The following is a 12,946-nucleotide window of genomic DNA, read 5'->3' on the forward strand; positions in this document are numbered from 1 at the left end:
TATGTCGACTACAGCAGATAAACTTGCAGTAACAACGATTCGTACGCTTTCCATCGATGCTATCGAAAAAGCTAACTCGGGCCATCCGGGCTTGCCAATGGGAGCCGCTCCTATGGCATATACATTATGGACAAAACACATGAACCACAATCCAAAAAATCCGGAATGGTTCAACCGTGACCGTTTTGTATTGTCAGCGGGTCACGGATCCATGCTTTTATACAGTTTGCTGCATTTGAGCGGCTATGGCTTGTCAATCGATGAGATCAAAAATTTCCGCCAATGGGAATCTAAGACTCCTGGACATCCTGAATACGGCCATACGGTTGGGGTAGAAGCGACCACAGGGCCCCTTGGCCAAGGAATTGGCATGGCTGTCGGTATGGCGATGGCTGAACGCCATTTGGCTGCTACATACAACAAAGATAACTTGAACATCGTCGACCACCACACTTTCGCTTTATGCGGAGATGGCGATTTGATGGAAGGCGTGGCAGGCGAAGCAATTTCTCTTGCGGGCCATCTGAAACTGAACAAATTGGTGGTTCTTTATGACAGCAACGATATTTCATTGGACGGCGAATTAAGCAAGAGTTTTTCTGAAAACATCCAAAAACGATTTGAATCATACGGATGGAATTACTTGCGCGTAGAAGACGGCAATGATTTGGCAGACCTTTCAACAAAAATCGCGCAAGCGAAACAGTCTTCCGACAAACCGACTTTGGTCGAAGTCAAAACTGTCATCGGCTACGGCGCTCCAAACAAATCCGGTAAAGCGGATGTCCATGGCGCACCGCTAGGCGAAGATGAAATGAAATTGGCCAAAGAATATTACGAATGGACGTTTGACAAAGATTTCCATGTTCCGGAAGAAGTTTATGAAACGTTTACGAACGCGACAGAAGAGCTAGGCGGAAAAGCGGAAACAGCTTGGAACGAATTGTATGCTGAGTACGAAGCGCAGCATCCTGAGCTTGCTGCTCAATTGGAGAAGGCTATCCGCGGCGACTTGCCTGAAAATTTCGATGCAGAGTTCCCTGAGTACGAAGTCGGTAAGAAACAGGCATCTCGCGCTTCTTCGGGCGACATGGTGAATGCAATTGCAAAAGCGGTTCCATCGTTCTTCGGAGGCAGTGCCGATCTTGCAGGTTCAAACAAAACAAACATCAAAGGCGGCGGAGATTTCGATGCGGAAAATCCGGCCGGCCGCAATATCTGGTTCGGCGTACGTGAATTCGCAATGGGAACTGCATTGAACGGTATGGCGCTCCACGGCGGACTTCATGTGTTCGGCGGCACATTCTTCGTATTCAGCGACTATGTGCGCCCAGCGATTCGTTTGGCAGCTTTAATGGGTCTTCCTGTAACATATGTCTTTACCCATGACAGTGTAGCTGTAGGGGAAGACGGACCGACCCACGAACCGGTCGAACAATTGGCATCTCTTCGTGCAATGCCGAATCTAGGCATTATCCGCCCGGCAGATGCAAATGAAACGAAAGAAGCTTGGCGTTTGGCGTTAACTTCAAAATCAATGCCGACATTATTGGTATTGTCACGCCAAGACTTGCCTGTGCTGGAACGAAGCGGCGAACTTGCCCGCGAAGGCGTTGAAAAAGGCGCGTACGTGGTATCGCCTGCAGAAAACCCGCAAGCTTTGATTTTGGCAACAGGTTCTGAAGTAAGCCTAGCGGTAGCTGCACAACAACAGCTTGCAGAAGAAGGAATTGCTGTATCGGTTGTTTCTATGCCTTCATGGGACCGTTTCGAGAAGCAGGACAAGGAATACAAGCAGTCAGTGCTTCCGAAAACAGTTAAAAAACGCTTAGCGATCGAGATGGGCACTTCATTCGGCTGGGAACGCTATACAGGCGACGAAGGCGATATTCTGGCAATCGACCACTTTGGTGCTAGTGCACCGGGTGAACGCATTATGCAGGAATTCGGATTCACTCCTGAGAACGTTGTAGCTCGCGTGAAAAATCTGATTCAAGAATAATATAAAGCGGAGGTGAATATCGCCTCCGCTTTTCTTAATGCCCAGCTCCGGCGATCAAACCCTCGGAGTCATAAGCGAGCTCAGCTGCGTGGCAAAGAACGCCGCTTCGCTGATTCCGCTTATCCTGTCGGGTTTTGCTCGATCGCTTCCGCTTTTCTTGTAGTCACATTGAAGTTTTTATAGTATAATCCTTTGTGGTGCAGTATTATTTAGGCAACGCGAAGGAGGTAACAAATTTGGATACTTGGATCTGGATCGTAATAGTAATCGTGGCGTTGATCGCCGGTGTTGCTCTAGGCTTTTTCATCGCTCGTCAATATATGATGAAGTATTTGAGAGAAAATCCACCGATTAATGAAGAGATGCTCCGTATTATGATGATGCAAATGGGACAAAAACCGTCTCAAAAGAAAATCAATCAAATGATGGCTCAAATGAATAAAGCTTCTAATAAACCTGCTAAAAAGTAAATATGAAACTTGGCAGCAGCTCCGCGAGTTATGGGCTTGGTCCACGATGCGTGAGGAGATCAACCATCTGGGAAGTTATTCCTCTAAAGCTTTAAAGGGATTTTTTCATATGATCATAGTTGAAAGATTATTTGTTTGCTGCTGTAAAACCACTTTTTCCGTTGAAACGGAAAAAGTGGTTTTTTATATGCGGCAGTTTTCTAATGCTCATTCCGGCTCAATCCTCTCACAAAAATGTCTTAGAAATATTTTCTGAATCTATAATTGCGTGGTACAATTTAACTATAAAGGCAATTAGGTAGATTGGAGAATGGGAAAATGAAATCGATGGTATTAAGGGCCGGATTACTGATGGGCTTATTTCTTGGATTGGCGTTCGAAGAAACTTCTGCAGCGTCTGACTTGGCCTCCAAATGTTCTGCGTTCGGGGAAATAAAGAAAAAGGAAGATCCTTCTTTTCAGCATATTAACTGCCTGCTGACAAATGCAGCTTTAGACGCAAATATTCCGCCAGAGGTATTAAAAGCGGTAGCGTACAAAGAAAGTGATTGGCGTCAGTATGAAGAAAAAGACAAGCCTCTTATTGCTAGTGACGGTGGAATCGGAATTATGCAAATTACGACAAAACCAAAAGGCTATGAAGATGTAAAGAGATTAAAATACGACATTGTCTATAACATCGAAGCAGGAGTAAAAATTTTAAATGAAAAATACCTTTACAAAATTCCTAAAATAAAGGATGCAGGAATAGGCGAAATAGAAAACTGGTATTTTCCAATAATGGCTTATAACGGAACAAAGTCAGTTAATTCACCACTTTATCAAAAAACTGGTTTAATTAATGTAAATGCCTATCAAGAACAAGTTTTTTCTTTGATTAAAAAGAAAAGTTTTTTAGCTGAGGTAAGCTTATCGGAATTTCCATTCAAGACCGAACATTTTAAGTACGACCCAAATTCTACAGAGAATATAATCTTTTTAAAAGATACATATACATTAACCAATCCACTACATCTTTCTAATTATCTCTTTAAAAAAAGTGATCAAGTTATTGTAACGGGCGGGGTAGGAAACTTAAGGTTTCAACCTTCAACTTCTGGAACAGACAATAAATTGGCTACAAAAAAAACCGTCTTAGAAATTACAGGACCCTTTCAATATGATAAAAATACAGAAAGTAAAAATCAATTTGTCTGGCTTCCTGTCAAAACTTTAGACGGAAAGTCAAAAGGATTCATTTCTTCTGCTTATGTAAAAAAACATATAGACAAAACCGCTCCGAAAACTCCAACGATCAATGCGGTCTCGGATAAATCTACTGCAGTTACTGGCAAAGCGGAAACAAATGCAATGGTTTATGCTAAAGTCGGAACCAAAGAAATCGGAAAAGCAACATCCAAAAACGGTGCTTTCTTGATTAAAATTTCCAAACAAAAAGCGGGAACAAGTATATCGGTTTATGCAGAGGATGCAGCAGAAAACCAAAGTGCAAGTAAAACCGTGAAAGTAACTGACAAAACGGCTCCAGGCCTTCCAACAGTAAATGCAGTTACCGATAAAACGACCACATTAACTGGCAAGGCCGAAAAGAATGCAACTGTATATGCAAAAGCAGGTTCCAAGAAGATTGGAAAAGCGACAGCCAAGAACGGTGCCTTTTCCATCACAATCTCCAAACAAAAAGCTGGAACGAGCGTATCAGTTTATGCGGTCGATAAAGCAAAAAACAAAGGTCCTGGTAAAACGGTCAAGATTTTGGATAAAACCGCTCCTGCAGTACCTGCGGTGAATAAAATAACCAGTAAAACTGTTGCGGTAGCCGGCAAGGGAGAAAAAGGGGCAGCACTTTACGTTTACAGCGGAAGCAAAAAAATCGGGCAAGGAACAGTGGACAGCCGAGGAGCTTTCAAAGTGAAAATCAAAGCGCAGAAGAAAGGCTCGGCCATAAAAGTCTATGCCAAAGACAAATCCGGCAATAAGAGCAAGAGCAGAACGGTCAAAGTGAGCTGAGAAGCTTCTTTCCTGAAGGCGCAACAATGCTGAAAGACGAACAGAAAACCCACCGATGCGTTCAAAGCTCCGGTGGGTTTTGCTATGTAATGCTATAAAATTGCTTGATAATGCCAAATAATTCTTTATGAAAGGCGTTCATCTTGTTTAGTGGAGGAATCGTTAGCCAATTGGTTCATCAATTCATGCAGTTTTGCTGCTTTCAATTCGTTTTTTATGCTTGTTTTGTAAGCGCGGGATTCCAGGATTAAATTCAAAGTAAATACGCCGGCAAGAAGAAACGCAGGCAGGGACTGTTGATAAAATCCGTATCCCAAAAGGGCGATAATTCCAGCCATTAAAAAGCCCATCGCATGTGCCGAATTGGTGTTCAACTGTTTGATTTCTTTGAAAGTATGGTTTTCCATATGCATTCCTCCTTCAATAATTGAATTATACGCAAAAAAATGAAAAAGAAAAGAAGAAATTTAAAAAAATATTGGCTGCTTCGTGACATTTAGGTTTATTTCAAAGGAGAAAAGGGTAATGAAGGATTTTTGGCCAGAAAGATGACCAGAAGAAAAACACAATTCTTCCTGATAGGAGAATTGAGTTTTGGGATTCCATTTACACAATCACTGGTGGCCTATTATTGAATGTTGAATATATGGTTCTTCAAGAAATGCCATTTCTTCTGCTGATAGCTTAACAGACAAGGCAGCTGCAGCATCTTCAAGGTGGGACAGCTTTGTTGCGCCAGCCAATGATAGGAGACGTTATTGGTTCTTTTTCCAGCAGCCAGGAAAGTGCAATATGGATGCGGGGAACACCTCGTTTTTCTGCAATTGCTGCAACTCGTTCTACAACCAGCCGGTCAGCATCAGCAGTAGCATCATATTTGGATTTCTGGATTTGATCTGTCTCGGAGCGGCGGGTTGTTTCTGACCAATCACGGGTCAATCTTCCTGATGCAAGTGGGCTGTATGGCGTAACACCGATTTTTTCTTCTCTGTAAAGAGAAAGCATTTCCCTTTCTTCTTCACGGCAGATGAGATTGTAATGGTTTTGCATCGATACGAAACGTGTCCAGCCGTTCTTCTCGGCAACGTGCAAGGCTTTCTGGAACTGCCATGCGTACATGGCTGAAGCGCCGATATATCTTGTTTTCCCGGCTTTTACTAGGTCATGCAATGCTTCCATCGTTTCTTCAATAGGCGTATAAGGATCCCGGCGCTGGATAATATACAGATCAACATAATCGGTCCCCAATCTCTTCAAGCTCTTATCGATTTCACTCATGATGGCTTTTCGTGATAAGCCTGACTCATTCGGACCCACATGCATCCGGCCGTGAATCTTAGTCGCAAGCACAATTTCGTCCCTATTTGCATAATCCTTTATAGCGCGGCCAAGAAATTCCTCGCTGGTTCCGAGAGAGCAGCCGGGAATATTCCCGCCTGTTCGGTTTGCCGCCATAGACGGATGTAAACCGGCTGAGAGAGAACTACAATTGAATGAGAATGACCCTTTACAGGGGAAATGTAAAACCAGCCGGAAATCTTCCGGCTGGTCTTTTTGATCACAACACCTTTTATGATTCATGGGTTCAAAGAAAAAGTCAAAGAAGAAAAGGGCTGCAGTTCTATTGGGAAATTCTGCTGCAGGGGTTTAGAAATCCTGTGAAGGGCTATGGAATGGGAAAGAAAAGGTGAAAGGAGGTGGAGGCATGGCTGGTGAAGAAGAGAGATTCGTCGTCTACATGCCGGTAATCGAAGAAGAAGAAAAAGGCCGGTTTCAAGTGAAGAAAAATGAACTTCAAAAAGCTTTCCCGCTTTCGCTGGATAAAATCAATGATTTGGTAAAAGGCATGACAGATTACAGTCTGGATACAATCGAACTCCACATTACAGGCGTGGTGAAATCGGGGCCGATCACAGAGCTGTTTATCGGGGCGGAAGGAGAAGCCGGCATGAAGTTGGTTTTGAACAAGAAAAAAACGCCGGATCAATGAAAAAGCTGCCGGGAGTTTTTCGACAGCCTGTTAAAAAGCGCTCACAAGGCGCTTTTTTTCGTTTCTTCACCTAACAAACCAAAATGGGCCAAAAATTCTTCTACTGTTTTTTCGTACGCAATCGGATCGGCATTGAACGATTGGGCATGGGCGCATTCTTCAAAAAACTTCAGCATTTTTGGTTCCGGCTTCAACTCATACAATTCTTGCGTCATTTTCGGAAGCACAAATTCATCATGTGTGCTATGGATAAACAAAACGGGGCTTAGGATTTGTTGGACCGCTTCGCGGGGCGATACAGTCCGGATGGAATAGCCGTCGCGCAGCTTTAAAAAAACGCTGATCAGCTTCAAGCTGATGGCAGTGGGGAGCTGCGTCTTTGTTTTCATGACATGCAGGATTTGTTCGTAGATGTCTGAATAAGCACAATCGGAAATATAAAAAGCAGCGCTGTCTTCCATGCCGGCATACAGGAGAGTGGTTGCCGCCCCCATTGATTCGCCATGGATTCCGAACATCAACTCAGGGCCAACGTGCGTTTGAAGCGCCTGGACAATCGCCTGTAAATCCATTTTTTCATAATGCCCGAAGCTCGTCGTTTTGCCGCCGGAATCTCCATGGCGCCGATGGTCATAGACGACAGAGTTGAAACCGAGGCGTTCAAACATGCGGGCATATTTGAAGGAATTGACTTTATTTTCCGTGACGCCATGGCAGATGATGGCATAGCGGTTGGTGTGGTGTGGTTCAAGAAAAATCGCTTTGATGGAATAGCCATTCGCCGACTCGATCCAGCGCTCGCTTTTGTTGGCATTGGCGTACCAGTATTCATCATATCGCTTTGCTGTAGTTTCCCGTTCCAATATCAAATGTTCATCTTTTTTCTTCAAGTACATCAGTTGATTGGATATGGCAATTCCGGAAACCGTGGTCAATGCAGTGAGGCTTGAGAAAATTCCAGTAAACCAGAGCATGCGTTTTGCCATAAACAACACTCCTCATTTGCGGTTTTTAAATAATGTGTACATGCCTGTTGCAATGGGATGAGATACATAGGGTTCGATTTTTTCGACAGCTGCGCATAACTGATCGAGATCAATGCCCGTCTCGATGCCTAAGCGATGCAGCATATTGACCACATCTTCAGTTGCCACGTTTCCCGTGGCCCCAGGCGCAAACGGGCAGCCGCCAAGGCCGCCGGCTGAACTGTCAAAACGGCTGATGCCGGCCTGCAAGGCCGCGTAAATATTGGCAATTGCCATTTTTCTCGTATCGTGGAAATGGGCGGTCAACATCACGCTCGGAAACGCTTCGGCCAATTGGCTGAACAAATCATAGCTTTCTTTCGGAGAAGCCATGCCTATCGTATCCGCCACGCTCAGTTCATCAATGCCCCATTCAGTGAATTGGCGGCATAAGGAAACTGTATCGTCAGGCATGACAGCACCTTCGAATGGGCAATAAAAAGCTGTGGAAATGCAGGCGCGGACAAATACGCCGTCCTGTTTCAATTTGAGGACAAGGGGTTTCAGCGTCTCCATGCTTTCAGCTGTTGTTTTGTTGATGTTCTTTTTGTTGAACGCATCGGAGACCCCAACAAAAACCGCTACCGCTTGGGCTCCTGCATCAAGGGCGGAAGCGATGCCTTTTTCGTTTGGCGTCAACACAAACTGCCGCCCTGTTTTTTGGACAGCGCTTACAATTTCTTTCGAATCTGACATCTGCGGAACCCATTTCGGGGACACGAACGATGTCAGCTCCATTTCTTCGATGCCTGCTTCCTGCAGGGCATGGATGAACTCCAGTTTCTTTTCAGCGGGAACAAGTTTCGCTTCATTTTGCAGGCCATCACGCGGTCCCACCTCGATAATCGTCACTTTGTTTGGTAAACTGAACATACTATCCCTCCTAACTCCATTGTATAGAGCTGGAGGATAAAAGAGCAACTCGCAACTGAAATTCTCAAGTGAAAAAGTCTGTTAAGGCATCAAGGGTGTCATGGGTGGCCTGTTGCGCCAAGATCGAAGGAGGGAAGTTTATGGCAAAGAAAAAGGAAGAAAACATCAGCAATTTGCCTCAAGATATTCTGGCGAAATTGCAGGAAACAAAGAATGCCCTGTTAAAAGAAGAACAAAAACAGGCGGAAGAAAAACAGGCCCGTGAATTGTTTGAGCGCAAGGAGCGGGAAAAGAACTTAACGTTCGAAGAATTGCTGGAGCGCCACGGCGATAAAGGAAACAAGTATTAACGGAAATCGCATCTTTCGGTACAAAAAAGAGCCTCCGCTGTTTTGCCATGCCCCGTCCAGTCGGAAGGCGCAAAAATACAATTATAATATCAATGAGACTGTTAATTCGCGCGTGAATTAACGGTTTTTTTAATGCTGTCATACCAAGATTTATCCTGAAACCGCGCTCTTTTTAGCAATCGAATTAGCATGATTTTCAACCTCCTTGCATTGATTATTGTAAGAGGCTGAAACTTGCGCCAAAACGGCTGCCAATTCATTTGTTAACAATCAAGTAAGGAAAGAAATATTATAGGATTTATACAGCGCCAGAAATTTTTTTAAGGTGCCTGTTGTTTCTTTGAATAAGTAAGTATATTATTTTAAGGAGGAAAAAAATAGAAATTATAGACGATTTAATCCAATCACCCTAACTAAGAAATGGAGTTCTATTATGCCGCTTATCGATCCCTTTTTAGAGCAACTAGTGATTGTTCCTTTCGGAGTTGTCGGGTTCGGGCTATTTGCAGCTATCCGTTCAAAAAAAGTAATTGTAGGTCCAATCGTAACTTTGCTGCTTAATGTGTTGTACGAAGTCTGGTATAGCTTTTCTTTCGACCCTAATATCGAATTATTTTTATCATTAAGGAATATCACTTTTCCATTGCTGACATTGGCCTTGTCTTTGCTCGTCTTGGTGGCAAAAGTGCCCAAAGTTCCCAAGGACTCGGACTAAACCGCATTTAATATAAGTGAAATTTCAACGTGTCCACTCAAATGGCGGATTCTTGATTGAAGGAAAAAGCATAAAAAATAGCATCTTGATTCGCTGCTATGGTCTTTAAACCATGCAAAATTGAGGTGCTATTTCTTTTTTTAAAGTGCTCTTTTTTTTACTGAATCATTGCAGTTCCGGTTGGTAGTTCAGCGTTTTGCACCTCTTATCTGAATGGGGTGGTTTTGCTGGCGGAGGTTCTTTTTATGAAACCGGAATGCTTAATGGCTTTCAGTGATTCTGATGCCGTTGACCGTTTTTTCTTTTGTTGAGATCCACTGAAGAACAGGCGGTGTATGGGGCTTTTTTAAGGCAGCCTTTTTTAAAGTGAAATAAAGGTTGACCGGAAGGGTGACTTATTGGTAAAAGAAATACTGGCTTAGAATTTGGGAAGGGATATTGTCATGGACTGTAATGGCTAAGACTGTATTTTGGGGAGTTTTGATAATCTTCATCATGGTTCTCATCTGCTTTCTTCTGTTTTATCTTTTGGGGAGTCCGATTGGCCCTACTGTTAAATATTTTGGGCTTGAAAGTTCTCTTCAAGCCCGGAAAAAATGGTTTCATTTGAAGTTGTTCTCAGTGGCCATGTCCGTGGCCATGATGGCGGCCGCCCCCGAAAAGACGGGCATCTGCACCGAGCTCTTCTAACTGCGTTTCGGCGTCATCCATTATGGCTTGGGCTTTTTCTTTTGTTTCATCATCAAGGCCAGCGAGAAAATCTTGGCGCCCTTGTTTTTCCGGAATTGTTACACCAAGGTTTCAAGTTCGGTTTTCGCTTCTTCGCGGCTCAGTGTACCTTCTTTGACTTTCTCGAAAATCGCTTCCGCTTTCGCTTTTGTCTCTTCATCAAGATTAGCGAACCTTTCCACTTTCGCCCCTCTTTCCGGCAGTACCACGCCAAGCGCTTCCAATTCCGTTTCGACCTGCTCCCGGATTTCTTCTATTTTGCTTTTTGCCGCTTCATCTATATTGTCCAAACCCCGCATGCCTTTTACTGTGCTTGCTTCTTCTGCCATGGAAGTTTCTTCTGAGTCTGCTGCATAAGCAAGTGTCCCGCCTACTGTCCCCAATGATAAAGCGGCAGCCAGTGCATAACCGAATAGTTTTCTGTTCATACTTATTCCTCCTTGAAATCGATTTTGTGAAGTCATCAAGATGCTTGCAATGAAAAATATAATGGAGACAGATGAAAATCCGATGAAAATGATAAAGGGATGAAAGGGGATTTTATTGGCAGCGGAGCAGAAGGAGTTTTCATTTCTTTTTCATCAAGAGATGATTTACTATTTATTTAGCTGAAAGGACAGTGGAAGGATGACGGCGATGAAAATATTGTTAGCAGAAGACGATGAGAATCTTGGTGAATTGATTGTCCACTTATTGAAGAAAAAAGGGGCGCAAAACGTGGATTGGGTGACAGAAGGCATGGAAGCATACGACTATGCATGCGCTTCTTTCTATGATGTTCTTATACTGGATTGGATGATGCCAAATGGCGATGGCGTTGAGGTTTGCCAACGCTTGCGCAAGGATGGATACAGCGGAGCGGTTTTAATGCTTACAGCCAAAGACGCGCTTACTGACCGGGTGAACGGATTGGAAGCCGGAGCGGACGATTACTTGGTCAAGCCGTTCGAAATCGATGAACTCTGGGCGCGGTTGCGTGCATTGGCGAGGAGGAATCTGGCGCCGATACAAGAAGAAACGGTCGAACTGAAAGGGCTGGCCATAAACAGAACAAGCCATACGGTTTCCAAAAAAGGCGAGATCATCAATCTGACTCCCCGCGAATTTCAGCTTTTGGATATGCTGGTGCAAAACCGCGGCCAAGTACTCACCAGAGAATTGATTTTTGACCGGATATGGGGATTTGATGGAGAAGTTTCCCTTAAAACGATAGATGCTACTGTAAAATTATTGAGAAAAAAGATCGACCAACAAGATCAGGGGAGCATCATCGAAACAGTCCGGGGAGTAGGATATAAAATTGAGGCTACCTGATGTTTCCAAAAAACGTCCTAACGCAGAGCAGGCAGATGTGTTTTCCCGGACTGGAAAAAATCTAACCTTGTTTTACAGCGGCATTATTTCTTTGTTTTTGATTGTCTTTGTAATAATCACACTGCTTATTCTGTACCAAGTTCTGATCAATGAACAGGAACAGAATATCCGGTCGCTCGCCGAGCGGGAAATGGGGAATATTCTGCGGTCTATTGACGGGGACTCCCGTAAGCAGGGTGAAGGAAGGCGTTTTTTGAGCGAAAACCAATTGTTTTTATATGTGACAGATATTGAAGGGCAAACAATTGAAGCAAATGAGAGCATTGATGAACTGCGTCCCTTTTACATGCGTTTTCTCGAACATTGGACTCCTGAACGTACAGAAATAAGAACAGAGAATATCAAAATTCCCGACAATGATCCGGAGTTTAGCCGTTTCAGGGACTTTGATATCCGGATTTTGATGTTGGCCGAGCCTGTAGTGACGAATGGCCAAACAGTCGGAATGATGTATTTAGGGCTGGATATTTCCTTTTTGAACAATATTTTCAGGTGGGTTCTAATTGTCTTTGTCAGCATCGCCGCCTTGTTTATCGGCATCGGAGTTTTGCTGAGCCTTTGGATGTCGAAGCGTGCCCTCGTGCCGATCCAACAGGCATATATTGCCCAGCAGGAATTTGTGTCTGATGCTTCCCATGAACTTCGGACTCCCCTTAGCGTCATATTATCTGCGGTGGAAGCGTTGGACATGGAAACCGATGCCAATGATCCATTTGCCAGAAAAATGTTATCGACGTTAAAGTTTGAGGTGAAGAGGATGACCAAACTGATTGATGAATTGCTGGCCCTTGCAAGATCCGATTCTGGACAGATAGTGTCTGCTTTAAAAAGGGAATGGTTTGATATTCGGCCGGCAGCCCTTGCTGTCATGGAATCACTCGGAAAATCAGCGGGGGAAAAATCCATCGATTTACAGCTTTCTGCGCCACATCCGATGAATGTATTCGGCGACCAGGATAAACTTACTCAGTTGATTTATATATTGGTTGAAAACGCCATCAAATACACGGCTGAAGGCGGCAGCGTCGAAATAGTGATAGGAAAAAGCTGCAGCAAAAAAGGTCAGGAGTTCAGTTTGTCTGTCGCAGACAATGGCATCGGCTTGACAGAGGAAGAACAAGAGAAAGTTTTTGACCGTTTCTACCGCGCTGATAAAGCAAGAACCAGAAAAGAAGGCGGCTATGGCCTTGGCCTTTCCATTGCAAGGTCGATTGCAGAAGCCCACAAAGGCGACATTGAGATTGAAAGCAAACTTGGCCAAGGAACAATGTTTTGGGTTAAACTGCCTTTCTCCGAGTAAGTGATGAAGAAGAAGTGGATAGAATTCTGTTTTATCGAAGGCACAGATGGCCATTGACGGGCTCTGTGCCTTTTTCCAATAGCTTGAATAGAAAGGCGAAAACAAAAT

The 12,946-nt window shown here is 43.9% G+C and carries 12 protein-coding genes and 1 pseudogene; 8 read left to right on the plus strand and 5 right to left on the minus strand.

Annotation, left to right across the window (positions count from 1 at the left end; translation table 11 throughout):
• The first annotated feature begins 1 nt into the window (after position 1).
• The 3 genes from tkt (at position 2) to FQV30_RS07050 (ending at position 4,482) form a co-directional block, all read left to right on the plus strand.
• Positions 2–2,002: a transketolase gene (gene tkt / locus FQV30_RS07040; protein ID WP_146499382.1), complete on the plus strand. Its 2,001-nt coding sequence runs from the start codon at positions 2–4 to the stop codon at positions 2,000–2,002.
• 236 nt (positions 2,003–2,238) lie between these two features.
• Positions 2,239–2,472: a YneF family protein gene (locus tag FQV30_RS07045; RefSeq protein ID WP_146499383.1), complete on the plus strand. Its 234-nt coding sequence runs from the start codon at positions 2,239–2,241 to the stop codon at positions 2,470–2,472.
• Between the two features lie 318 nt (positions 2,473–2,790).
• A complete protein-coding gene (locus FQV30_RS07050; protein ID WP_146499384.1) occupies positions 2,791–4,482 on the plus strand; it encodes an Ig-like domain-containing protein in 1,692 nt (563 codons plus the stop codon).
• Positions 4,483–4,607: 125 nt separating this feature from the next.
• Here the strand turns inward: FQV30_RS07050 and FQV30_RS07055 are convergent, their stop codons facing one another.
• Both FQV30_RS07055 and FQV30_RS07060 read right to left on the minus strand, forming a co-directional pair.
• Positions 4,608–4,889 carry a hypothetical protein gene (locus tag FQV30_RS07055; RefSeq protein WP_146499385.1) on the minus strand — a complete coding sequence of 94 codons (282 nt, stop codon included), beginning with the start codon at positions 4,887–4,889 and terminating at the stop codon, positions 4,608–4,610.
• A gap of 207 nt (positions 4,890–5,096) precedes the next feature.
• Positions 5,097–5,892 (minus strand): annotated as a pseudogene (locus tag FQV30_RS07060) (aldo/keto reductase); the annotation flags it as partial.
• Positions 5,893–6,187: 295 nt separating this feature from the next.
• On the opposite strand from FQV30_RS07060, the gene FQV30_RS07065 reads away from it, so the two are divergent.
• The gene (locus FQV30_RS07065) at positions 6,188–6,472 is read left to right on the plus strand and encodes a hypothetical protein (protein WP_146499386.1); all 285 of its coding nucleotides are present in this window, start codon (positions 6,188–6,190) and stop codon (positions 6,470–6,472) included.
• 41 nt (positions 6,473–6,513) lie between these two features.
• On the opposite strand, the gene FQV30_RS07070 is transcribed toward FQV30_RS07065, so the two are convergent.
• Both FQV30_RS07070 and FQV30_RS07075 read right to left on the minus strand, forming a co-directional pair.
• A complete protein-coding gene (locus tag FQV30_RS07070) occupies positions 6,514–7,458 on the minus strand; it encodes an alpha/beta hydrolase (protein WP_146499387.1) in 945 nt (314 codons plus the stop codon).
• Between the two features lie 12 nt (positions 7,459–7,470).
• Entirely contained in the window at positions 7,471–8,370 is a 900-nt protein-coding gene (locus tag FQV30_RS07075) for a hydroxymethylglutaryl-CoA lyase (RefSeq protein ID WP_146499388.1), read from the minus strand.
• A 140-nt stretch (positions 8,371–8,510) separates the two neighbouring features.
• Between FQV30_RS07075 and FQV30_RS07080 the strand changes: the two genes are divergently transcribed.
• Both FQV30_RS07080 and FQV30_RS07085 read left to right on the plus strand, forming a co-directional pair.
• On the plus strand, positions 8,511–8,720 hold the full coding sequence (locus tag FQV30_RS07080) for a YqkE family protein (protein WP_146499389.1): 210 nt from the start codon (positions 8,511–8,513) through the stop codon (positions 8,718–8,720).
• Positions 8,721–9,153: 433 nt separating this feature from the next.
• Positions 9,154–9,435: a hypothetical protein gene (locus tag FQV30_RS07085; protein WP_186725545.1), complete on the plus strand. Its 282-nt coding sequence runs from the start codon at positions 9,154–9,156 to the stop codon at positions 9,433–9,435.
• Between the two features lie 788 nt (positions 9,436–10,223).
• Here the strand turns inward: FQV30_RS07085 and FQV30_RS07090 are convergent.
• Positions 10,224–10,592: a hypothetical protein gene (locus FQV30_RS07090; RefSeq protein WP_146499390.1), complete on the minus strand. Its 369-nt coding sequence runs from the start codon at positions 10,590–10,592 to the stop codon at positions 10,224–10,226.
• A 208-nt stretch (positions 10,593–10,800) separates the two neighbouring features.
• Here FQV30_RS07090 and FQV30_RS07095 point away from each other — a divergent pair, with 208 nt between their 5' ends.
• Entirely contained in the window at positions 10,801–11,478 is a 678-nt protein-coding gene (locus tag FQV30_RS07095; protein WP_146499391.1) for a response regulator transcription factor, read from the plus strand.
• A complete protein-coding gene (locus tag FQV30_RS07100; protein WP_146499392.1) occupies positions 11,465–12,838 on the plus strand; it encodes a sensor histidine kinase in 1,374 nt (457 codons plus the stop codon). Before FQV30_RS07095 ends, FQV30_RS07100 begins: the two co-directional genes overlap by 14 nt.
• The last annotated feature ends 108 nt before the right edge of the window (positions 12,839–12,946 follow it).

The sequence above is a fragment of the Planomicrobium sp. CPCC 101110 genome (genome assembly GCF_007859395.1).
Classification (GTDB): Bacteria; Bacillota; Bacilli; order Bacillales_A; family Planococcaceae; genus Planococcus.